The 21,112-nt window shown below is 67.6% G+C and carries 20 protein-coding genes; 18 read left to right on the top strand and 2 right to left on the bottom strand.

The window, feature by feature from the left end; all coding sequences use genetic code 11:
- Positions 1–9 precede the first annotated feature (9 nt).
- Genes AC07RV_RS40125 through AC07RV_RS40115 form a run of 3 tightly spaced genes read left to right on the top strand, consistent with a single transcriptional unit; the run spans position 10 to position 2,939 of the window.
- Complete coding sequence (locus AC07RV_RS40125; protein ID WP_093347826.1) at positions 10–534, top strand: tripartite tricarboxylate transporter TctB family protein; 525 nt, start codon at positions 10–12, stop codon at positions 532–534.
- A 22-nt stretch (positions 535–556) separates the two neighbouring features.
- Complete coding sequence (locus AC07RV_RS40120) at positions 557–2,086, top strand: tripartite tricarboxylate transporter permease (protein ID WP_093347823.1); 1,530 nt, start codon at positions 557–559, stop codon at positions 2,084–2,086.
- A gap of 16 nt (positions 2,087–2,102) precedes the next feature.
- Complete coding sequence (locus AC07RV_RS40115) at positions 2,103–2,939, top strand: cytidylate kinase family protein (protein WP_296781788.1); 837 nt, start codon at positions 2,103–2,105, stop codon at positions 2,937–2,939.
- 16 nt (positions 2,940–2,955) lie between these two features.
- On the opposite strand, the gene AC07RV_RS40110 is transcribed toward AC07RV_RS40115, so the two are convergent.
- Positions 2,956–3,564 (bottom strand): Crp/Fnr family transcriptional regulator, encoded by a 609-nt coding sequence (locus AC07RV_RS40110; RefSeq protein ID WP_093347817.1) that lies wholly within the window; start codon positions 3,562–3,564, stop codon positions 2,956–2,958.
- Positions 3,565–3,720: 156 nt separating this feature from the next.
- On the opposite strand from AC07RV_RS40110, the gene oxc reads away from it, so the two are divergent.
- The 11 genes from oxc to AC07RV_RS40055 all read left to right on the top strand — a co-directional run bounded on the left by oxc (position 3,721) and on the right by AC07RV_RS40055 (position 15,963).
- Positions 3,721–5,559 (top strand): oxalyl-CoA decarboxylase, encoded by a 1,839-nt coding sequence (gene oxc, locus AC07RV_RS40105; RefSeq protein WP_209543639.1) that lies wholly within the window; start codon positions 3,721–3,723, stop codon positions 5,557–5,559.
- Positions 5,560–5,584: 25 nt separating this feature from the next.
- Positions 5,585–6,838 (top strand): formyl-CoA transferase, encoded by a 1,254-nt coding sequence (gene frc / locus AC07RV_RS40100; RefSeq protein WP_296781790.1) that lies wholly within the window; start codon positions 5,585–5,587, stop codon positions 6,836–6,838.
- Between the two features lie 83 nt (positions 6,839–6,921).
- Positions 6,922–7,365 carry a PAS domain-containing protein gene (locus AC07RV_RS40095; RefSeq protein ID WP_208513482.1) on the top strand — a complete coding sequence of 148 codons (444 nt, stop codon included), beginning with the start codon at positions 6,922–6,924 and terminating at the stop codon, positions 7,363–7,365.
- The gene (gene frc / locus AC07RV_RS40090) at positions 7,362–8,609 is read left to right on the top strand and encodes a formyl-CoA transferase (protein ID WP_093347812.1); all 1,248 of its coding nucleotides are present in this window, start codon (positions 7,362–7,364) and stop codon (positions 8,607–8,609) included. The genes AC07RV_RS40095 and frc (AC07RV_RS40090) overlap by 4 nt, the downstream gene beginning before the upstream one ends.
- Before the next feature lie 253 nt (positions 8,610–8,862).
- Positions 8,863–9,195, top strand: coding sequence for an HAD family hydrolase (locus AC07RV_RS40085; protein WP_296781791.1), 333 nt, complete (start codon positions 8,863–8,865; stop codon positions 9,193–9,195).
- A 35-nt stretch (positions 9,196–9,230) separates the two neighbouring features.
- Positions 9,231–10,403 carry an ADP-forming succinate--CoA ligase subunit beta gene (gene sucC / locus AC07RV_RS40080; RefSeq protein ID WP_296781792.1) on the top strand — a complete coding sequence of 391 codons (1,173 nt, stop codon included), beginning with the start codon at positions 9,231–9,233 and terminating at the stop codon, positions 10,401–10,403.
- 332 nt (positions 10,404–10,735) lie between these two features.
- Positions 10,736–11,635 carry a succinate--CoA ligase subunit alpha gene (gene sucD / locus AC07RV_RS40075; protein ID WP_296781793.1) on the top strand — a complete coding sequence of 300 codons (900 nt, stop codon included), beginning with the start codon at positions 10,736–10,738 and terminating at the stop codon, positions 11,633–11,635.
- 63 nt (positions 11,636–11,698) lie between these two features.
- Complete coding sequence (locus tag AC07RV_RS40070; RefSeq protein WP_057590861.1) at positions 11,699–12,466, top strand: fumarylacetoacetate hydrolase family protein; 768 nt, start codon at positions 11,699–11,701, stop codon at positions 12,464–12,466.
- Positions 12,467–12,496: 30 nt separating this feature from the next.
- Positions 12,497–13,507: a 2-dehydropantoate 2-reductase gene (locus AC07RV_RS40065; protein ID WP_208513479.1), complete on the top strand. Its 1,011-nt coding sequence runs from the start codon at positions 12,497–12,499 to the stop codon at positions 13,505–13,507.
- 13 nt (positions 13,508–13,520) lie between these two features.
- On the top strand, positions 13,521–14,945 hold the full coding sequence (pyk, locus tag AC07RV_RS40060; RefSeq protein WP_296781794.1) for a pyruvate kinase: 1,425 nt from the start codon (positions 13,521–13,523) through the stop codon (positions 14,943–14,945).
- 88 nt (positions 14,946–15,033) lie between these two features.
- Positions 15,034–15,963, top strand: coding sequence for a LysR family transcriptional regulator (locus AC07RV_RS40055; RefSeq protein WP_093347794.1), 930 nt, complete (start codon positions 15,034–15,036; stop codon positions 15,961–15,963).
- 64 nt (positions 15,964–16,027) lie between these two features.
- On the opposite strand, the gene AC07RV_RS40050 is transcribed toward AC07RV_RS40055, so the two are convergent.
- Positions 16,028–16,165 carry a hypothetical protein gene (locus AC07RV_RS40050; RefSeq protein WP_177239439.1) on the bottom strand — a complete coding sequence of 46 codons (138 nt, stop codon included), beginning with the start codon at positions 16,163–16,165 and terminating at the stop codon, positions 16,028–16,030.
- Between the two features lie 551 nt (positions 16,166–16,716).
- On the opposite strand from AC07RV_RS40050, the gene oxlT reads away from it, so the two are divergent.
- The 4 genes from oxlT to AC07RV_RS40030 all read left to right on the top strand — a co-directional run bounded on the left by oxlT (position 16,717) and on the right by AC07RV_RS40030 (position 21,103).
- The gene (gene oxlT / locus AC07RV_RS40045) at positions 16,717–18,045 is read left to right on the top strand and encodes an oxalate/formate MFS antiporter (protein WP_208513477.1); all 1,329 of its coding nucleotides are present in this window, start codon (positions 16,717–16,719) and stop codon (positions 18,043–18,045) included.
- A 53-nt stretch (positions 18,046–18,098) separates the two neighbouring features.
- Complete coding sequence (locus tag AC07RV_RS40040) at positions 18,099–18,587, top strand: gamma carbonic anhydrase family protein (RefSeq protein WP_093347789.1); 489 nt, start codon at positions 18,099–18,101, stop codon at positions 18,585–18,587.
- A 462-nt stretch (positions 18,588–19,049) separates the two neighbouring features.
- Complete coding sequence (locus AC07RV_RS40035) at positions 19,050–19,541, top strand: formate dehydrogenase subunit gamma (RefSeq protein ID WP_296781795.1); 492 nt, start codon at positions 19,050–19,052, stop codon at positions 19,539–19,541.
- Positions 19,538–21,103, top strand: coding sequence for a formate dehydrogenase beta subunit (locus AC07RV_RS40030; RefSeq protein ID WP_093347783.1), 1,566 nt, complete (start codon positions 19,538–19,540; stop codon positions 21,101–21,103). The genes AC07RV_RS40035 and AC07RV_RS40030 overlap by 4 nt, the downstream gene beginning before the upstream one ends.
- Positions 21,104–21,112 lie beyond the last annotated feature (9 nt).

Below are 21,112 nucleotides of genomic sequence, written 5' to 3'. Positions count from 1 at the left end.
GGGGGCTCCATGGAGCACGACGACAACGTATCCGACCCGGCCGCGCGCACGGGCGTGGCCACGAACAAGGTCGAGGCGGTGGTGGCACTGCTGCTGCTGGCGATCGGCCTGGTGGTGATCTTCGAAAGCCGCCGGCTCGGCGCGGGCTGGACCAGCGACGGCCCGGGCGCGGGCTACTTCCCGTTCTTCATCGGCCTGATCATCACGATCTCGGGCATCGGCATCCTCTACCAGTCGCTGCTGGGCAAGAACCGCAATACCGAGGTCTTCGTCGACCGCGAGCAGCTCAAGCGCGTGCTCTCGGTGCTGCTGCCGGCGGTGGTCTACGTGCTGGGCATCGCGCTGCTCGGCCTGTATGTGGCCTCGGCGGTCTACATCGCGCTGTTCATGGTGATCCTGGGCAAGTACTCCTGGGTCAAGGCCGCGATCGCGGCGCTGGCCGTGAACACGCTGTTCTTCTTCATGTTCGAGGTCTGGTTCAAGGTGCCGCTGTTCAAGGGCGCCCTGGATCCGCTCTCGTTCCTCGGCTACTGACACCTCACGGAGCACAAGCGAAATGGAAGAAATCGGTGCCCTGATGCAGGGCTTTTCGGTGATCCTGACACCGACCAACATCGGCCTGATGTTCGTCGGGATCATCCTGGGCGTGCTGATCGGCGTGCTGCCCGGACTGGGCGGCGCCAACGGCGTCGCGATCCTGCTGCCGCTCACGTTCACGATGTCGCCGACCTCGGCGATCATCATGCTGTCGTGCATCTACTGGGGGGCGCTGTTCGGCGGCGCCATCACCTCGGTGCTGTTCAACATTCCGGGCGAGCCCTGGTCGGTGGCCACCACCTTCGACGGCTACCCGATGGCGCAGCAGGGCCGCGCGGGCGCGGCGCTCACCACGGCCTTCACCTCGTCGTTCGTGGGCGCCTTCCTCGCGGTGGTGATGATCACCTTCCTCGCGCCGCTGGTGGCCAAGTTCGCGCTGAAGTTCGGCTCGCCCGAATTCTTCGCGGTCTACCTGCTGACCTTCTGCAGCTTCGTGGGCATGGGCAAGGGCTCGCCGTTCAAGATCCTGGCCTCGATGGCGCTGGGCTTCGCGCTCGCCAGCGTGGGCATGGACACGGTCACGGGCCAGCTGCGCCTGACCTTCGGCCAGCCCGAGCTGATGCGCGGCTTCGACTTCCTGATCGCGGTGATCGGCCTGTTCGGCATCGGCGAGATCCTGCTGTCGATGGAGGAGGGCCTGAAGTTCTCGGGCAAGAGCGCGAAGATCGATCCGAAGGTGGTGCTGCAGACCTGGAAGCAGCTGCCGCAGTACTGGATGACCTCGCTGCGCAGCTCGCTGATCGGCATCTGGATGGGCATCACCCCGGGTGGCGCCACGCCCGCCTCGTTCATGGCCTACGGCCTGGCCAAGAAGATGTCCAAGCGCGGCTCGAAGTTCGGCACCGGCGAGGCCGAGGGCGTGGTCGCGCCCGAGACCGCGGCGCACGCGGCCGGCACCAGCGCGCTGCTGCCGATGCTGGCGCTCGGCATCCCGGGCTCGCCGACCGCGGCGGTGCTGCTGGGCGGCCTGCTGATCTGGGGCCTGCAGCCCGGGCCGCTGCTGTTCGTCGAGCAGAAGGACTTCGTCTGGGGCCTGATCGCCAGCATGTACCTGGGCAACATCGTCGGCCTGATCGTGGTGCTGAGCACGGTGCCGCTGTTCGCCTCGATCCTGCGCATCCCGTTCTCGATCATCGCGCCGGTGATCATCGTGATCTGCGCGATCGGTGCCTACACCGTGCACAACGCGATGCTCGACATCTGGTTCATGCTGGGCTTCGGCGTCATCGGCTACCTGTTCAAGAAGCTCGACTTCCCGCTCGCGCCGCTGGTGCTGGCGCTGGTGCTCGGCGACAAGGCCGAGGACTCGTTCCGCCAGGCCATGCTGGTGTCGCAGGGCGACGTGATGATCATGTTCTCGAACCCGCTGGTCGGCGGCATCACCACCCTGGCGCTCACGCTGCTCTTCTGGCCGCTGATCTCCAAGCTGCTGGCGCTCTTCAAGCCGAAGAAGCCCGACGAGTTCGCCGTCGAGCGGCCGGTCGATTGAACCCGGAGGTCACGCCATGCCCGTCATCGCACTGACCCAGGAAATGGGATCGCTCGCCAAGGACGTGTCGGTTCAGCTCGCCGAGGAAATGGGGCTGGAGCTGATGCGCCACGAGGTCATCGAGCGCGTCGCCGACCGCATGCAGGTCTCGACCAGCCTGATCGGCCGCCTGCGCGGCGGCAAGGCCGGTTTCGTCGAGCGGCTCACGACCGACCGGCGCAGCCTCGCGCTCTACACGGCCGAGGAACTGTTCGCGCTGGCCGACCGCGGCAACGTGGTGCTGCGCGGCTGGGGCGCCACCTGCCTGCTGCGGCCGGTGCCGCACGTGGTGTGCGTGCGCATCACGCGCTCGCTGAAGAAGCGCATCGACTGGCTGATGACGCACCTGGAGACCGACGACGCCGAGTTCGCCGAGGCCGAGATCCGGCGCAGCGACGAGGCGCATGCGGCGCGCATGCATGCGCAGTTCGGCGTGAGCTGGGGCGACCCGGTGCTCTACGACCTGGTGCTCAACACCGACCGGCTCACGGTCGACAGCTGCGTGGCGCAGATCCGCGCGCTGGCAGCGCGGCCCGAGTTCGCCGAGACCGCGCGTTCGCGCGCGCTGCTGGCCAACATGGCGCTGGCGGCACGCGTGAAGGCGGCGCTCAAGGACGCAGCGGCCACGGCCGACATCCGCGTCACGGTGGAGGCCGACCACGGCCGCGTGAGCCTGCGCGGCATCGTGCTCGACGCGGACGAGCGCGCGCAGACCGAGGCCGTCACGGCGGCGGTGGAGGGCGTGGGCGCGGTGGACAACCAGCTGCGGCTGATGGCGACGACCCGGCGCTTCGCGTCGGCGAAGCAGACCTAGGGGGTATTGGACGGCCTCAGATCTTCCCGCGCTTGCGCAGCCGACTCAGGGTTTCTGCGGAGAGATTGAGGTAGGACGCGAGCTCCTTGCTCGGGATGCGGTCCACGAGCTCGGGGTGCTTGCGCAGGAAACGGTGCACCCGGCCCGGCGCGTCCAGCAGGTGCAGCGTGATGGTGTGCGCCATGATCTCGCTCATGCCGCGCATCACGAGGAACTCGAACAGTTCCTTGGTCTGGGGATGGCTCGCCAGGAAGGCGGTCCATTCCTTCAGCGGCAGGCTCGCCACGCGGGCCTTGGTGACGCAGACGATGCCGTAGGGCGTGGGCGTGCCCAGGCGCATGGCCGCGTAGCTGGTCTCCATGTCGTTCTCGTCGGCGAAGCGCAGGATCATCTCCTTGCCCTCCGGGTTGCTCACCACCCGCTTGAGGATGCCGTCGAGGATGAAGTACTGCTCCATCTCCCGCACCCCCTGGTGCAGCAGGAAATCGCCCTTGTTGCCGTCGACGATCACCAGGTGAGCCTCGAGCTCGGCGCGCTCGCCCTCGTTCAGGTCCTTGAGCAGGATGTTCTGCCGGAGCTGGGCGCGAATGATGTTCTTCTCCGGGTGGTTTTCCAACAACGTCATGGTCACCGTCTTGCTCGATTTCGTCGCCTGCGGCGCCGCTTCATCGGGGGTCGGCGCCGTTTTCGGGAAAGTTGACCGAGGTCAACGGCCGAAAGGATGGCCCGAATCATAGTCGCGGCTCGGGCCTCGGCCATTCACCCCAGCAGAAGGAGAGACATGTCTTCAGTTAGCACAGCCAAAGAGGCGGCCACGACGCTCGATGAGGCGATCAAGCCCAAGAGTCGGCCAGCCAACGGCGCCGCCGACGATCAGCAACTCGTCGCGCGCGCCCTCCAGCAGATGACGCAGGAAGCGCCGGAAGCGGAAACCACCGATGGTTTCCACCTGGTGATCGATGCGCTGAAGCTGAACGACATCGACACCATCTTCGCGCTGCCGGGCATCCCGATCACCGACCTGACCCGCATGGCGCAGGCCGAGGGCATGCGCGTGATCTCGTTCCGCCACGAGCAGCACGCCGGCAATGCCGCCGCTGCGGCCGGCTTCCTCACGCAGAAGCCCGGCATCTGCCTCACGGTGTCGGCGCCCGGCTTCCTCAACGGCCTGACCGCGCTGGCCAACGCCACCACCAACTGCTTCCCGATGATCCTGATCAGCGGCTCCAGCGAGCGCGAGATCGTCGACCTGCAGCAGGGCGACTACGAGGAGATGGACCAGCTGGCGATCGCCAAGCCGCTGTGCAAGGCCGCGTTCCGCGTGCTGCACGCCGAGGACATCGGCGTGGGCATCGCGCGCGCCATCCGCTCGGCCGTCTCGGGCCGCCCCGGCGGCGTGTACCTCGACCTGCCGGCCAAGTTGTTCGCGCAGACGATGGACGCCATCAAGGGCAAGAACTCGCTGATCAAGGTCATCGACCCCGCGCCGCGCCAGATCCCGGCCGCCGATGCCGTGCAGCGCGCGCTCGACCTGCTCAAGGGTGCGAAGCGCCCGCTGATCCTGCTGGGCAAGGGCGCCGCCTACGCCCAGGCCGATGCCGACATCCGCGCGCTGGTCGAGAAGACCGGCATTCCCTACCTGCCGATGTCGATGGCCAAGGGCCTCTTGCCCGACACGCATGCGCAATCGGCCGCCGCGGCGCGCTCCTACGTGCTGCAGGAAGCCGACGTGGTGCTGCTGGTGGGCGCGCGCCTGAACTGGCTGCTCTCGCATGGCAAGGGCAAGACCTGGGGCCAGGACAAGGGCGCCAAGCAGTTCATCCAGATCGACATCGCGCCGACCGAGATCGACAGCAACGTGGCGATCGCCGCGCCGGTGATCGGCGACATCGGCTCCTGCGTGGCCGCGCTGCTCGCGGGCATCGACGCCAAGTGGGCCAAGCCGCCGACCGAGTGGACCGGCGCCATCGCCGAGCGCAAGGACAAGAACCTGTCGAAGATGGCCGCCACGCTCGCCGCGCGTCCCTCGCCGATGAACTTCCAGAGCGCGCTCAGCGTGATCCGCGACCAGGTCAAGGCCCGGCCCGATGCGATCGTCGTCAACGAAGGCGCCAACACGCTGGACTTCGCGCGCAGCATCGTCGACATGTACGAGCCGCGCAAGCGCCTCGACGTGGGCACCTGGGGGATCATGGGCATCGGCATGGGCTTCGCGGTGGCCGCGGCCGTGGTCACGGGCAAGCCGGTGATCGCGATCGAGGGCGACAGCGCCTTCGGCTTCAGCGGCATGGAGGTCGAGACCATCTGCCGCTACAACCTGCCGATCTGCGTGATCGTGTTCAACAACAACGGCGTCTACCGTGGCACCGACGTGAACCCCAGCGGCACGCCCGACGTGGCGCCCACCGTGTTCGTGAAGAACGCGCGCTACGACAAGCTGATGGAAGCCTTCGGCGGCGTTGGCGTCCATGCGACCACCGCGGACGAGCTGCAGGCGGCCCTGACCGAGGCCGTCGCCACGGGCCGCCCGACCCTGATCAATGCCGTCATCGACGAGACCGCGGGCACCGAGAGCGGCCGCATCACCAGTCTCAATCCGGCCACGGCGAAGAAGAAGTGATTCCTTTCATTCCAGGAGATTCGACATGAGCAACAAACCTCTCAACGGCATCAAGATCATCGACTTCACGCACGTGCAAGCCGGTCCGGCCTGCACCCAGCTGCTGGCCTGGTTCGGCGCCGACGTGATCAAGGTCGAGCGCCCCGGCGCCGGCGACGTCACGCGCTCGCAGCTGCGCGACATCCCCGACGTGGACGCGCTGTACTTCACCATGCTCAACAGCAACAAGCGCTCGCTGACGCTGGACACCAAGCAGCCCGAGGGCAAGGTGGTGCTCGAGAAGCTGATCAAGGAATCGGACGTGCTGGTCGAGAACTTCGGCCCCGGTGCGCTCGACCGCATGGGCTTCAGCTGGGAACGCATCCAGGAACTGAACCCGAAGATGATCGTCGCCTCGGTCAAGGGCTTCAGCGACGGCCACCACTACGACGACCTGAAGGTCTACGAGAACGTCGCGCAGTGCGCGGGCGGCGCCGCCTCCACCACCGGCTTCTGGGACGGCCCGCCGACCGTGAGCGCCGCGGCGCTGGGCGACAGCAATACCGGCATGCACCTGGCGATCGGCATCCTCACGGCCATCATCGGCCGCGAGCAGACCGGCAAGGGCCAGCGCGTGGCCTGCTCGATGCAGGACGCCGTGCTCAACCTGTGCCGCGTGAAGATGCGCGACCAGCAGCGCCTGGACCGCCTGGGCTACCTCGAGGAATACCCGCAGTACCCGCACGGCACCTTCAGCGACGTGGTGCCGCGCGGCGGCAATGCCGGCGGCGGCGGCCAGCCGGGTTGGGTGCTCAAGTGCAAGGGCTGGGAGACCGACCCGAACGCCTACATCTACTTCACCGTGCAGGGCCATGCCTGGGCACCGATCTGCGACGCCATCGGCAAGCCCGAGTGGAAGACCGATCCCGACTACATGACCGCCAAGGCGCGCCAGCCGCACATCACCGACATCTTCGCGACCATCGAGGGCTGGCTGCAGGACAAGACCAAGTTCGAGGCGGTCGACATCCTGCGCAAGTTCGACATCCCCTGCGCGCCGGTGCTGACGATGAAGGAACTGCTCAACGACGAATCGCTGCGCAAGAGCGGCTCGATCGTGGAAGTGCCGCACAAGGAACGCGGCACCTACTTCACAGTGGGCAGCCCGATCAAGTTCTCGGACCTCAAGCCCGAGATCACCGGTTCGCCGCTGCTGGGCGAACACACCGACGACGTGCTGGCCGAACTCGGCTACAGCCAACAGCAGATCGCCGCGCTGCACGAAGCGAAGGCAGTCTGACCCAGGCGTTCCCCCGGGGCTTTTCCAGTCCACGAAGCGCCGGGGGGCGCGGTATTTCGGATGCGTCGAGGCGGGAGGCCAGCATGCAAGCTTCAGTGGATTTCAGGCAGCTCGTCGAAGGGGCGGGCGATGCCATCATGGTGTGCGATGCGGCCGGGGCCATCGTTCTGTGGAACCCCGCGGCCGAACGCATCTTCGGCTTCACCGAAGCCGAGGCGCTGGGTCGCTCGCTCGACCTCATCATTCCCGAGCGCCAGCGGCAGCGCCACTGGGACGGCTACCACAAGACCATGGACACCGGCATCACCAAATACGGTGCCGATCTGCTGCGCGTGCCGGCCCTGCACAAGGACGGCCGCACCTTGTCGATCGCCTTCACGGTGTCGATGCTGTTTTCGCCGGAACGCCAGGTCTCGGGCATTGTCGCCATCGTCCGCGACGAGACAGCCCGATTTGCGGAAGAGCGCAAACTGCGCGCTCGTCTGCTAGAAGCGGAAACCACGATCAAAGAAGGAGACAGTCGATGAGTCAAGCGCTGGAGGGTGTCCGCATCCTCGATTTCACCCACGTGCAATCCGGCCCCACCTGCACGCAGTTGCTGGCCTGGTTCGGCGCCGACGTCATCAAGGTCGAGCGCGCCGGCGAAGGCGATGCCACGCGTGGCCAGCTGCGCGACATCCCCGGTGTGGACAGCCTCTACTTCACGATGCTGAACCACAACAAGCGCTCGATCACGCTCGACACCAAGAACCCCAAGGGGCGCCAGGTGCTCGACGAGCTGATCAAGACCTGCGACGTGCTGGTCGAGAACTTCGCGCCCGGCGCGCTCGACCGCATGGGCATCACCTGGGAACACATCCAGAAGCTCAACCCGCGCATGATCGTGGCCTCGGTCAAGGGCTTCGGCCCCGGCAAGTACGCCGACTGCAAGGTCTACGAGAACGTGGCGCAGTGCGCCGGCGGCGCGGCGTCGACCACCGGCTTCGAGGACGGCCCGCCGATGGTGACCGGCGCCCAGATCGGCGACAGCGGCACCGGCCTGCACCTGGCGCTCGGCATCCTGGCGGCGCTGTTCCAGCGCAACAGCACCGGCCGCGGCCAGAAGGTGCTGGCGCCGATGCAGGACGCGGTGCTCAACCTGTGCCGCGTGAAGATGCGCGACCAGCAGCGGCTGGAACGCACGGGCACCATGCACGAATACCCGCAGTACCCCGACGGCAAGTTCGGCGACGCGGTGCCGCGCGCGGGTAATGCCTCGGGCGGCGGCCAGCCCGGCTCGATCCTCAAGTGCAAGGGCTGGGAGACCGACCCCAACGCCTACATCTACTTCATCACGCAGGCGGCCGTGTGGCCGGCGGTGTGCAAGGTGATCGGCGAGGAAGGCTGGATCACCGACGAGGCCTACGCCACGCCGGCCGCGCGCCTGCTGCACCTGAAGCCGATCTTCGCGCGCATCGAGCAATGGACCATGACCAAGGACAAGTTCGAGGCCATGGAGATCCTGAACCAGTACGACATTCCGTGCGGGCCGATCCTCTCGATGAAGGAGATCGCCGCCGACGAATCGCTGCGCGAGACCGGGACCATCGTCGAGGTCGACCATCCCACGCGCGGCAAGTACCTGACGGTGGGCAATCCGATCAAGCTGTCGGACAGCCCCACCGAGGTGAAGCGCTCGCCGCTCCTGGGCGAGCACACCGAGGAAGTGCTGATGCAGCTGGGCTACGGCCTGGAAGACGTGGCGGCGCTGCGCGCCGAACGCGTGATCTGACGACGAAGAACGCGGCGCGGTAATTCCGCGCCAATTCGAACGAATCCGCAATTGATTCGCCAATGGCATTGCCGGCGGCGAAGGGATTCGTTCGTCTTCTTTCTTTGAATTGAATTGGAGTCATGCATAACTCCAAATGAATGCTCTCAATAAAATAGTTTGACTGTTATTTATCGTTCTGCGCTTCTACAGTTTGAACATGCCGGCAAGTCATTCAATTCACCGCACGGCAGTCATTCGAAAGGAGCAGACCATGCAGAACCTCACGCCCGTTCAATACTGGCTCGATGAAACCGAACGCAATGCCTACAACGCCGCCTTCTACGAACTGGGCTTGCGCTGGCATTGGGACCGCCAGACCTATTGCGACCTGATGGGCACGTCGCAGGAACCCGAAAAGCGCATTGGCCATTATCTCGAGGCGAATCATCCGCATCTGCTGCGCGCCTACGACGCCGCATTCCTGGCCGATGCGATTGAACAGAAGAAGGAAGCCTACAAGCGCCGCGAAGGCGAAGGTTCCTCGCCGCTTTCCAGGCGCCATTTCAATTGGGCCGAATGCCGCGGTGCCGAACTCGGCGCCTGAATTGCAATTGAATAGATCAAACAACGGTTGATTCAATGAACATCCACGAATACCAGGGCAAGGAAGTGCTGCGCCGCCATGGCGTGGCGACGCCGCGCGGTTTCGTCTGCCGCACGAGCGACGAGGCGGCCGATGCCGCCGCCCGGCTCGGTGGGCGTTCGTGGGTGGTGAAGGCGCAGATCCATGCGGGCGGACGCGGCAAGGGCGGCGGGGTGAAGCTGGCCTGGTCGGGCGCGGAGGTGCGCCGCCATGCGGAAGCGCTGCTCGGCATGACGCTGCGCACGCACCAGACGGGGCCCGAGGGCCGGGTGGTGAGGCAGCTGCTGGTCGAGGAGGGGGTGGAGATCGACCGGGAGTTCTACCTCGGCATGGTGGTCGATCGCGGTGCGCGGCGCGTGGCGCTGATGGCTTCGAGCGAAGGCGGGATGGACATCGAGGAGGTGGCCGCGCGCTCGCCCGAGAAGATCCACACGCTGTTCATCGACCCCGAGACGGGGATCAAGGCAACCGAGGCCGATGCGCTCGCACGCTCGATCGGGCTCGCGGGCCGCGACGTGGTGCAGGCGCGCGAGTTCATGCAGAAGCTCTACCAGGCCTTCGATGCGAGCGACGCCTCGCTGGCCGAGATCAACCCGCTGGTGCGCACGCGCGACGGTCGGTTGATGGCGCTCGACGCCAAGCTCAGCTTCGACCCGAATGCGTTGTTTCGCCAGCCCGAGATCGCCGCGATGCGCGACCTCGACGAAGAGGATCCGACGGAGATCGAAGCCTCGAAGTTCGACCTGTCGTACATCTCTCTCGACGGCGACATCGGCTGCCTGGTGAATGGCGCGGGCCTCGCGATGGCGACGATGGACGCGATCAAGCTCTATGGTGGATCGCCGGCCAACTTCCTCGACGTGGGCGGCGGCGCGAGCGTGGAGAAGGTCACCGCGGCCTTCCAGCTGATGCTGCGCAACCCGCGCCTGAAGGCGGTGCTGGTCAACATCTTCGGCGGCATCATGCGCTGCGACGTGATCGCCCACGGCATCGTCGCCGCGGCACGCGAGACGGCCCTGTCGGTGCCGCTGGTGGTGCGCATGAAGGGCACGAACGAGGACCTGGGGCGGACCATCCTCGCGCAGTCGGAGCTTCAGATCATTGGGGCCGAGGATATCGGCGAGGCGGCTCGGCAGGCGGTTGTCGTGGCTCGGGTTCCTAAGGGGTAGCGATGAACGTTGGACGAGCTTTTTGCCGTTCGTTGCGGGCACGCGCCGACGGGGTACTCCCCTCCGCGAATGTCCCCCGGCCTTCGGCCTCCTCCTTTATTTCGCTGCGGGGAGTACCCCGCCGACGCGCGCCAGACGCGCAGCAGTTGATCGGCCGGCACCACCGATGCGCCTCTGTGCACAGGGCAGTGGGTGCTTCCCGCAGCGAAATCAAGGAGGAGCCGAAGGCGGGGGACATTCGCGGAGGGAAGTACCCGCTGTCCTGTGCACGCGCCCCGAACAGCCGTTCCAGCAAAACAAGAACGGACCTCACAGAGCGGTAAAGGAAAAAGATGTCGATCCTCATCAACCGCCACACCCGCGTCATCACGCAGGGCATCACCGGCAAGACCGGCCAGTTCCACACCCAGGCCTGCCTCGAGTACGGCCACGGGCGCCATTGCTTCGTCGCTGGCGTCAATCCGATGAAGGCCGGGCAGGCCATGGCCGGCATTCCCATCTACGGCACGGTCAAGGAAGCCAAGGCTCGCACCGGCGCCACCGTGTCGGTCATCTATGTGCCCCCGGCCTTCGCCGCCGCGGCCATCGATGAAGCGGTGGATGCCGAGCTCGACCTCGTGATCTGCATCACCGAGGGCATTCCGGTGCGCGACATGATCCGTACCCGCCGCCGCATGGAAGGGCGCAAGACCCTGCTGCTCGGGCCCAACTGCCCCGGCCTCATCGTGCCCGACGAGATCAAGATCGGCATCATGCCGGGCCACATCCACCAGCGCGGCCGTATCGGTGTGGTCTCGCGCTCGGGCACCCTGACCTACGAGGCCGCGAGCCAGCTCGGGCGCTTCGGCATCGGCCAGTCGACCGTGGTCGGCATCGGCGGCGATCCGGTCGGCGGGCTGCGGCACATCGACGTGCTGAAGATGTTCAACGACGACCCGCGCACCGACGCCGTCATCATGGTCGGCGAGATCGGCGGCGATGCCGAGGAAGAGTGCGCGCGCTGGATCCATGCCCACATGCGCAAGCCCGTGGTCGGCTTCATCGCCGGCGCCAGCGCGCCGCCCGGCAAGCGCATGGGCCATGCGGGCGCCATCATTTCCGGCGGCAAGGGCACGGCGCACGAGAAGCTCGCCGTCATGAAGGCCTGCGGCATCCACGTGACCGACAACCCGGCCGAGATGGGAAAGCTGCTGGCCTCGCTGGTCGTTCCCGACTACCTGCCGTTCGACTAGGCCCCGCACCCGCGCAGCGCCTGTCGACCCACCCGCATTCACAGCATCAAAAGAAAGCACAACATGCCACAACGTTGGGTCCGTTTCGAACACGCCGGAGAAGCCGCCTTCGGCACCCTGGAGGACGACGCCGTGCGGGAGTACCGCGGCGACATGTACGGCACGCCCGAGCCCACCGGCCGCGTGTTCGCGCTGGCCGGCCTGCGCCTGCTGTCGCCGAGCGAGCCGACCAAGGTCATCGCGCTGTGGAACAACTTCCACGCCCTCGGCGAGAAGCTCAAGCTCGCCGTGCCCGAAGAGCCGCTCTACCTGCTGAAGGCACCGAACTCCTTCTCGGCGCACGAGGCACCGATCCGCAAGCCGCTGTGCGACGGCAAGGTCGTGTTCGAGGGCGAGCTCGGCATCGTCATCGGCAAGACCGCCACCGCCGTCTCCGAGGAGCGCGCGCTCGAGCACGTGTTCGGCTACACCTGCGCCAACGACGTCACCGTGGCCGACATCCTCAACCGCGATGCCTCGTTCGCGCAGTGGGTGCGCGCCAAGGGCTTCGACACCTTCTGCCCCATGGGCCCGGCCATCGCCACCGGCCTCGATCCCGCCACGCTGGTGGTGCGCACCGTGCTCAACGGCGAGGAGCGGCAGAACTATCCGATCAGCGACATGCGCTTCTCGGTGCAGCGGCTGGTCAGCCTCATCTCGCAGGACATGAGCCTGCATCCCGGCGACGTGATCCTGTGCGGCACGTCCGTGGGCGTGGGCTCGATGAAGCCCGGCAGCCTGGTCGAAGTGGAGATCGACGGCATTGGCCGCCTCTCGAACCGCTTCGGCTGACGCGAAGAATTTCAACTCTTGGGGATCGACATGAAGATAGCAATCATCGGCGCGGGGGCCATCGGCGGCCTGGTGGGCGCCAAACTCGCGCTGGCCGGGGAGGACGTCACCTTCATCGTGCGCGGCGCCAACCTCCAGGCCATCGGCGCCAACGGCATCAAGCTGGTGTCGGCCGAGGGCGAGGAGCAGGTGGCGCGCAACGTGCGGGCCACCGACCGCTACGACGAGGCCGGACCGCAGGACCTCGTGATCCTCGCGATGAAGGCGCACCAGGTCGAGGCCGTGGCCGACGACGTGGCCAAGCTCTTCGGGCCCGAGACCGCGGTCGTGACCATGCAGAACGGCATTCCCTACTGGTACTTCCAGAAGCACGGCGGCGTGCTCGAGGGCACCACCGTGCGCAGCGTCGACCCGCAGGGCGTGCTCAACACCAAGATCCCGCCGCGGCGCGTGATCGGCTGCGTGGTCTATCCGGCCTCCGAGCTGATCGCGCCCGGCGTCATCAAGCACATCGAGGGCGACCGCTTCCCGGTCGGCGAACTCGACGGCACGACCACCGAGCGCGTCGAGCGCATCGCGGCCTGCTTCGCCAACGCGGGCTTCAAGGCGCCGGTACTCGACAACATCCGCGCCGAGATCTGGCTCAAGCTCTGGGGCAACCTGACCTTCAACCCGATCAGCAGCCTCTCGCACTCGACCCTGGTCGACATCTGCCAGTACCCGCCCTCGCGCGAACTCGCGGCCGCGATGATGCGCGAGGCCCAGGCCGTGGCGCACAAGCTCGGCATCGAGTTCCGCGTCACGCTCGAGAAGCGCATCGCGGGCGCCGAGAAGGTCGGCAAGCACAAGACCTCGATGCTGCAGGACGTGGAGGCCGGCCGCGCGCCCGAGATCGACGCGCTGGTCGGTGCGGTGGTCGAGCTCGCGCGGCTCACCGAGACCTCGACCCCGCACATCGACACCGTGTATTCGCTCGTGAAGCTGCTCGCGCGAACCATGGAAGAACAGCGCGGCCAGGTTCGGCTGCGCGAACTCGCCTGAGGACACCCACACCATGCGACGCCTTCGCAGCGCCAAGATCGTGGCCACGCTCGGTCCCGCCACTTCCGACGAGCCCGCGATCCGCGCGCTGTTCGAGCGTGGCGTGGACGTGTTCCGCCTCAACTTCAGCCACGGCACGCAGCACGACCATGCGCGCCGCCTCGAGACCATCCGCCGGCTCGAGAAGGAATTCGGCCGGCCCATCGGCGTGCTGCTCGACCTGCAGGGGCCGAAGCTGCGCCTGGGCACCTTCGAGGGCGGCCGCGCGCAGCTCGAGGCGGGCGCGCGCTTCCGGCTCGACATGGACCGCAGCAGCGGCAACGGCCGCCGCGCGCCGCTGCCGCATCCCGAGATCTTCGCGGCGCTGCAGGAGGGCACCGAGCTGCTGCTCGACGACGGCAAGCTGCGGCTGCGCGTCGACCGCCACGGCGCCGACTTCGCCGAGACCACCGTGCTGGTGGGCGGCCCCATCTCCGACCGCAAGGGCGTCAACGTGCCCAGCGTGCTGCTGCCGATCTCGCCGCTGACGCCGAAGGATCGCGACGACCTCGACGTCGGCCTCGCGATGGGCGTGGACTGGGTGGCGCTCTCGTTCGTGCAGCGCCCCGAGGACATCGACGAGGCGCGCGAGATCATCGGCACGCGCGCGGCCATCATGGCCAAGCTCGAGAAGCCCGCGGCCATCGAGCACCTCGACGCCATCGTCGAGCGCTGCGACGGCATCATGGTCGCGCGCGGCGACCTCGGCGTCGAGCTGCCGCCCGAGCGCGTGCCCGAGCTGCAGCGCCAGATCGTGCGCGCCTGCCGGCTGCGCGGCAAGCCGGTGGTGGTGGCCACGCAGATGCTCGAGTCGATGATCGCCGCGCCGGTGCCCACGCGCGCCGAGGTGTCGGACGTGGCGACCGCGGTCTACGACGGCGTCGACGCGGTGATGCTCTCGGCCGAGTCGGCCTCGGGCAAGTACCCGCTCGAGGCGGTGGCGATGATGGACCGCATCGTCGCGCGCGTGGAGGCCGATCCTTCGTACCGCACCGGCATCGATGCCACGCACGAGAGCGCGCAGTCGACCACGGCCGACGCGGTCTGCACCTCGATGCGCCAGGTGGCCGCGCTGCTCGCACCGGCCGCCACCGTGACCTACACCTCCTCGGGCTTCACCAGCCTGCGCGCGGCGCGCGAGCGGCCCGCGGTGCCGATCCTGAGCCTCACGCCCGACATCGCGACCGCGCGCCGCATGGCCATGGTGTGGGGCGTGCATGCGGTGCTGGTGGACGACGTGCACGATGTGGGCGAGATGATCGAGTGCGCCTGCCGCACCGCGCATGCCGAGGGCTTCGCGCAGCCCGGCCAGAAGGTGGTGGTGGTGGCGGGCCTGCCCTTCGGCCAGTCGGGCACCACCAACCTGCTGCACGTCGCGCGTATTCCAAACCATTCCTGATCGCGAATACTTGACCGCGGTCATGCGGCGCGCGCGCCGCCGGCCATAGCATGGGACTTCCGAACGAAGCAGTTCTCCAGGAATCCCCATGAAGCACGCGACACTGCGCCAGTTGAAGGTCTTCGAGGCGGTGGCGCGGCTCTTGAGTTTTTCGCGCGCGGCCGAGGAGCTGCACCTCACGCAGCCCGCGGTGTCGACCCAGGTGCGCAAGCTCGAGGACCACGCCGGCAACACGCTGTTCGAGCAGTTCGGCAAGAAGGTCTATCTCACTGCCGCGGGCACCGAGCTGCTGCAGCTCAGCCGCGCGATCATCCAGCAGTTCGAGGCGGCCGAGAACGCGATGCTGCAGTTCAAGGGCATCTCGGGCGGCAAGCTCAACGTGGGCGTGATCAGCGCGGGCGACTACTTCTTTCCGCGCCTGCTGGTGGAGTTCGCGGGCCGGCATCGCGGCGTGACCCTCAACTTCACGGTGCACAACCGCGAGGGCCTGCTCACGCACATCGCCGAGAACCTCACCGACCTCGCGATCATGGTGCGGCCGCCCACCGACCTCGACACGCTGAACCAGCCGTTCGCGCCGCACCCTTACGTGATCATCGCGGCGCCCACGCATCCGCTGGTGGGCGTGAAGGGCGTGCCGCTCAAGCGGCTGATCCGCGAGCCCTTCGTGGTGCGCGAGCGCGCGTCCGACACCTGGCATTCGATGGAGGAGGGCTTCGGCGCCGCGCTGTCCGAGATCAACATCGCGATGGAGATCCGCAGCACCGAGACCATCAAGCAGGCGGTGATCGCGGGCATGGGCGTGAGCTTCGTGTCGGCCCACACCATCAGCCAGGAGCTGCGCGCGGGCAGCGTGCGGGTGCTCGACGTGCAGGGCTTTCCGCTGATGCTCAACTGGTACGTGGTGCACCGCCGCGGCAAGCGGCTGCCGCCGGTGGCGCAGGCCTTCAAGGACTTCCTGCTGAACGACGGTACCGCGCTGATCTCGCAGATCGTGCCCTTCGATCCGGCGATCTGAAGGCGAAAAAAAAGAGCGCTCGCGGCGCTCTCTCTTCGGGGTGGAGCCTCGAGGGCTCCGGGCATCAACGCTGTTGCAGCGCGGCGCGCACGGCCTTGGCGAAGATCACGATCGGCAGCGCGGCGATCAGGTCGCGCAGCACGCCGTTCGAGGCGAAGGAGGGGGCCTTGAGGGCGGCGGAATTCAGTGCGGTGTTGTTCATGGATGTGCTCCGAATACGGGTGGGTGGGAATGCGAACCTCCGAATTATAGGGTTTACCCTGGATTAGGGCAAACCACGAGTGACATGCCCTTTTCGCGAGCAGGGCGCGCGGAGGCACTCCAGAGTGGGCTGCGACGCGGTCGAGGTGATCGCGAGGGACCTGCCGAAGACGCCACCGACTTGCATCAAGCCGCGCCTCGCGTCGCGCGACCCGTGCGCCGTCGCGCGCGTTCTCATCGCACGCTAAGACGACCATGCTAGGGAATCCACGGGGGTCCGCGGCCGGGTCCCTTCGAGGGAACTTGACGAGGGTCAAGAGTTTTTGGGTCGCTGCACCCGACAGTCATCCGCACGCAGGAGGCTGCGGGTCGACGGTGTCGCGAAGCGAGGCCGACGGGACCGGAGGATCAGCCGAAGCGTGTCGATTGCGTGATGCGACGCCGTACTTGTTCGCATCTCTGCTTCGGGGACCGGTGACTCGGAACGAAACCGGCGGCGCCTCGATGCGATCCGCCGGACTTCAACTCAAACACAAAGATGAAGGACATTCAATGACTCGGCAAACGACCACGATCGCGGGTGCGAACCCCGCGATCTATTCCCCCTCGGGACACTCTGGCGCCGCGGCGGCGCAGCGCTCGCACAGTTACCGATGGGGGCAACTCCTGATCGGCATCGTGTGCATGGCGATGATCGCCAACCTCCAATACGGCTGGACCCTGTTCGTCAACCCGATCGCGGAGAAGCACGGCTGGAGCCGCGCCGCGATCCAGGTGGCCTTCACCATCTTCGTGCTCACCGAGACCTGGCTGGTGCCGATCGAGGGCTACCTCGTCGACCGCTTCGGCCCGCGTCCCGTGGTGCTGGTGGGCGGCGTGCTCTGCGGCATCGGCTGGGTGATCAACTCCTTCGCGGCCTCGCTGCCGGTGCTCTACATCGCGGCGGCCATCGGCGGCATCGGCGCGGGCGCGGTCTACGGCACCTGCGTGGGCAATGCGCTCAAGTGGTTCCCCGACCGGCGCGGCCTCGCGGCGGGCCTGACCGCGGCCGGCTTCGGCGCGGGCTCGGCGCTCACCATCATCCCGATCTCGGCCATGATCAAGAACAGCGGCTACGAGGCCGCCTTCCTGTATTTTGGGATCGGGCAGGGACTGATCGTGTTCCTGCTCGCATGGATGCTGACGCGCGCGCCCGAGCATTCGAAGGCCGTGAACACCCGCAACGTGCAGCAGTCGCGGCGCGACTACGCGCCCTCCGAGGTGCTGCGCTCGCCCGTGTTCTGGGTGATGTACGCGATGTTCGTGATGGTGGCCGCCGGCGGCCTGATGGCGACCGCGCAGCTCGCGCCGATCGCCAAGGACTTCAAGATCATCGACGTGCCGGTGAACATCATGGGCCTGGTGCTGCCCGCGCTGACCTTCGCGCTGGCGATCGACCGCGTGCTCAACGGCCTGACGCGGCCGTTCTTCGGCTGGGTGTCGGACAAGATCGGCCGCGAGCAGACCATGTTCATCGCCTTCGCGATCGAGGCGGTCGGCATCCTGATGCTCTACAAGTACGGCCACAACCCACTGCTGTTCGTGGTGCTGACCGGCATGGTGTTCTTCGCCTGGGGCGAGATCTACAGCCTGTTCCCCTCGACCTGCGCCGACACCTTCGGCGGCAAGTACGCGGCCTCGAACGCCGGCATGCTCTACACCGCCAAGGGCACGGCCTCGCTGCTGGTGCCGCTGTCGAGCGTGCTGGCCGCGAGCACCGGCAGCTGGGAGGCGGTGTTCTTCGTCGCGAGCGGCGTCAATGCCGTTGCCGCGCTGATGGCCTGGTTCGTGCTGCGGCCCATGCGCCGCAAGCACATCGAACGCAGCGAACTCCCGCACTGAGCGCCGGCGGGTCGCGAGCCGCTACCATCGACGCCTTTGTCCAGGAGAACGGCGTGACCCTCTACAGACTCGACGAACATGAACCGTCCATCGACGCCAGCGCGCGCGTGGCGGACACGGCGAGCGTGATCGGTCAGGTCGTGCTCGGCGCGCGCAGCAGCATCGGGCCGCGCTGCGTGCTGCGCGGCGACAACGAGCCCATCACGGTGGGTGCGGGCAGCCACCTCGAGGACGGCGTGATGCTGCATGCCGACCCCGGCTTCCCGATGACCATCGGCGCCGACGTGACGGTCGAGCGGCACGTGATGCTGCACGGCTGCACCATCGGCGACGGCTCGGTGGTCGGCGAGGACACCGTGGCGCTCAACGGCGCGGTGGTGGGGCGCGAATGCATCGTCGCCACCGGCGCGCTGCTGACCGAGGGCAAGGTCTTTCCCGACCGCTCGCTCATCTCGGGCCGCCCGGCCAAGGTCACGGGCCAGGTCGACGATGCCGAGGCTGCGCGCCTCGTGCAGCGCGCGCGCGAACTCGCCGCGCGCTGATCCACACGGGGCCGCCGGCGCGAACGGCCCCGCGTTCTTCCCTTTCCGTTCCCGCACGCCGCGACGGATTCGCGCGCGGAATACCTCGGTGTTGCGAACGGTTCGCACGCGTCCCCGCGAGGCCCCCGGATATTCCGGCCGCGGCCCAGCGAAAGAGTCCTTTTCACAGGGCTCGCTCGCATTGACACCACCCCTGTTTCGATGGAAATTGACCTGCGTCAAGGTCATCCGCGCGCGATTCATCGACAGTGAATCCCGAGGCAGATGACCGCGCGCGGCTTCCCGTCCCCGCACAGGGAGGCGAGCGCGAATTGACGCCACGATGACAACGGATCCGCCGGCAGGCAGACAGCGGCGGACCGGCAACGGCACCAGATCGGACGGGACCATGACAACAGAAGCGCTGAACGCGTACGCAGCACCGCACCTGGCCGCACCCGCGGCATGCGTGGAGGCCGGCCAATGAGCGAGGCCCTGCGACTTTCCGCGGCCGACGAACTGGCCGAGGTGCGCCGCGTGCTCGCCGCGCATGCGGACGAACAGGGCGCGCTGCTGCCGATCCTGCACGAGGTGCAGGACACGCTGGGCTACGTGCCCTCGCATGCGGTGCAGACCATCGCCGACGCGCAGAACCTCTCGCGCGCCGAGGTGCATGGCGTGATCACCTACTACCACCACTTCCGCGCCGAGCCGCCGGGCCGGCACGTGATCCAGATCTGCCGCGCCGAGGCCTGCCAGGCCATGGGCGCCGATGCGCTGCTCGCGCATGCCGAGAAGCACCTGGGCTGCGCGGTGCACGGCACCACGAAGGACGGCGCCTTCACGCTCGAGCCGGCGTTCTGCCTCGGCCTGTGCGCCTCCTCGCCCGCGCTGACGCTGGACGACGAGCCGCATGCGCGCATCACGCCGCACCGTTTCGAGACCCTGGTCGCACAGGCGGGAGATTGCGCATGAACGCCGCCGTGAAGATCTACGTGCCGCGCGACTCCGCGGCGCTCGCGGTCGGCGCCAACGCCGTGGCCCAGCGCATCGCGCAGGAAGCGGCCGCGCGCGGCCTCGCGATCGAGCTGGTGCGCAACGGCTCGCGCGGCATGCTGTGGCTCGAGCCGCTGGTCGAGGTCGAGACGCCCGCGGGCCGCATGGCCTACGGCCCGGTCACGGTCGACGAGGTGCCGGCGCTGTTCGATGCCGGCCTGGGCACGGGCGCGCGCTCGCATCCGTTGTCGCTCGGTCCCACCGACGAGATTCCCTACCTCAAGAAGCAGGAGCGCCTGACCTTCGCGCGCGTCGGCATCACCGACCCCGTGTCGCTGACCGACTACCAGGCGCACGAGGGCTACGCGGGCCTGCGCGCCGCGCTCGCGATGGCGCCGGCCGACATCGTGCAGCAGGTGCTCGACTCGGGCCTGCGCGGCCGTGGCGGCGCGGCCTTCCCGGCCGGCATCAAGTGGAAGACGGTGCTCAACACGCCGTCGGAGCAGAAGTACATCGTCTGCAATGCCGACGAGGGCGACTCGGGCACCTTCTCCGACCGCATGACGATGGAGGGCGACCCCTTCGTGCTGATCGAGGGCATGACCATCGCGGGCATCGCCACCGGCGCGACGCAGGGCTACATCTACGTGCGCTCCGAGTACCCGCATGCGATCGCCGCGCTCAACGAGGCGATCCGCCACGCGGAGGCCGCGGGCTTCCTCGGCGACAACGTGCTGCGCTCGGGCAAGCGCTTCCGGCTCGCGGTGCGCAAGGGCGCCGGCTCCTACGTCTGCGGCGAGGAGACGGCGCTGCTCGAGAGCCTCGAGGGCAAGCGTGGCATCGTGCGCGCCAAGCCGCCGCTGCCGGCCATCGAGGGCCTGTTCGGCCAGCCCACGCTGATCAACAACGTGATCACGCTGGCCAGCGTGCCGATCATCCTGGCGCGCGGCGCCACCTTCTACCGCGACTACGGCGTGGGCCGCTCGCGCGGCACCTTGCCGATGCAGCTGGCCGGCAACATCAAGCACGGCGGGCTGGTCGAGAAGGCCTTCGGCGTGACCCTGCGCGAACTGCTCTACGACTACGGCGGCGGCTCGGCCTCGGGCCGGCCGATCAAGGCGGTGCAGGTCGGCGGCCCGCTGGGCGCCTACCTGCCCGAGTCGCAGTGGGACCTGCCGCTGGACTACGAGGCCTATGCGGCCGTCGGCGGCACCGTGGGCCACGGCGGCATCGTGGTGCACGACGACACGGCCGACCTCTCGAAGCTGGCGCGCTACGCGATGGAGTTCTGCGCGCTCGAGTCGTGCGGCAAGTGCACGCCCTGCCGCATCGGCTCGACGCGCGGCGTCGAGGTCATCGACAAGATCCGCGGCAACCAGAACCGGCCGCAGCAGGTGATCCTGCTGCGCGACCTGTGCAACACCATGGTCCATGGCTCGCTGTGCGCGATGGGCGGCATGACGCCGTTCCCGGTGCTCTCCGCCCTCGACCACTTCCCGCAGGACTTCGGCATCGAGGCACCCGACCGCAAGGCCGCCTGAGCCCCCAGA

The sequence above is a fragment of the Variovorax sp. GW821-FHT09B01 genome, from assembly GCF_059418345.1.
The sequence above is the reverse complement of the archived record's forward strand: the minus strand, read 5'-3'. Positions and strand labels throughout refer to the sequence as shown.

Bases quoted from the DNA above. Each gene is read 5' to 3' on its own strand.
- AC07RV_RS40065 (WP_208513479.1), top strand. From the start codon at position 12,497: ATGAAGATAGCAATCATCGGCGCGGGGGCCATCGGCGGCCTGGTGGGC.
- AC07RV_RS40085 (WP_296781791.1), top strand. From the start codon at position 8,863: ATGCAGAACCTCACGCCCGTTCAATACTGGCTCGATGAAACCGAACGC.
- oxlT (WP_208513477.1), top strand. From the start codon at position 16,717: ATGACTCGGCAAACGACCACGATCGCGGGTGCGAACCCCGCGATCTAT.
- AC07RV_RS40110 (WP_093347817.1), bottom strand. From the start codon at position 3,564: ATGACGTTGTTGGAAAACCACCCGGAGAAGAACATCATTCGCGCCCAG.
- AC07RV_RS40055 (WP_093347794.1), top strand. From the start codon at position 15,034: ATGAAGCACGCGACACTGCGCCAGTTGAAGGTCTTCGAGGCGGTGGCG.
- frc (WP_093347812.1), top strand. From the start codon at position 7,362: ATGAGTCAAGCGCTGGAGGGTGTCCGCATCCTCGATTTCACCCACGTG.
- AC07RV_RS40050 (WP_177239439.1), bottom strand. From the start codon at position 16,165: ATGAACAACACCGCACTGAATTCCGCCGCCCTCAAGGCCCCCTCCTTC.
- sucC (WP_296781792.1), top strand. From the start codon at position 9,231: ATGAACATCCACGAATACCAGGGCAAGGAAGTGCTGCGCCGCCATGGC.
- pyk (WP_296781794.1), top strand. From the start codon at position 13,521: ATGCGACGCCTTCGCAGCGCCAAGATCGTGGCCACGCTCGGTCCCGCC.
- frc (WP_296781790.1), top strand. From the start codon at position 5,585: ATGAGCAACAAACCTCTCAACGGCATCAAGATCATCGACTTCACGCAC.
- AC07RV_RS40120 (WP_093347823.1), top strand. From the start codon at position 557: ATGGAAGAAATCGGTGCCCTGATGCAGGGCTTTTCGGTGATCCTGACA.
- AC07RV_RS40125 (WP_093347826.1), top strand. From the start codon at position 10: ATGGAGCACGACGACAACGTATCCGACCCGGCCGCGCGCACGGGCGTG.
- AC07RV_RS40030 (WP_093347783.1), top strand. From the start codon at position 19,538: ATGAACGCCGCCGTGAAGATCTACGTGCCGCGCGACTCCGCGGCGCTC.
- AC07RV_RS40095 (WP_208513482.1), top strand. From the start codon at position 6,922: ATGCAAGCTTCAGTGGATTTCAGGCAGCTCGTCGAAGGGGCGGGCGAT.
- sucD (WP_296781793.1), top strand. From the start codon at position 10,736: ATGTCGATCCTCATCAACCGCCACACCCGCGTCATCACGCAGGGCATC.
- oxc (WP_209543639.1), top strand. From the start codon at position 3,721: ATGTCTTCAGTTAGCACAGCCAAAGAGGCGGCCACGACGCTCGATGAG.
- AC07RV_RS40115 (WP_296781788.1), top strand. From the start codon at position 2,103: ATGCCCGTCATCGCACTGACCCAGGAAATGGGATCGCTCGCCAAGGAC.
- AC07RV_RS40035 (WP_296781795.1), top strand. From the start codon at position 19,050: ATGAGCGAGGCCCTGCGACTTTCCGCGGCCGACGAACTGGCCGAGGTG.
- AC07RV_RS40070 (WP_057590861.1), top strand. From the start codon at position 11,699: ATGCCACAACGTTGGGTCCGTTTCGAACACGCCGGAGAAGCCGCCTTC.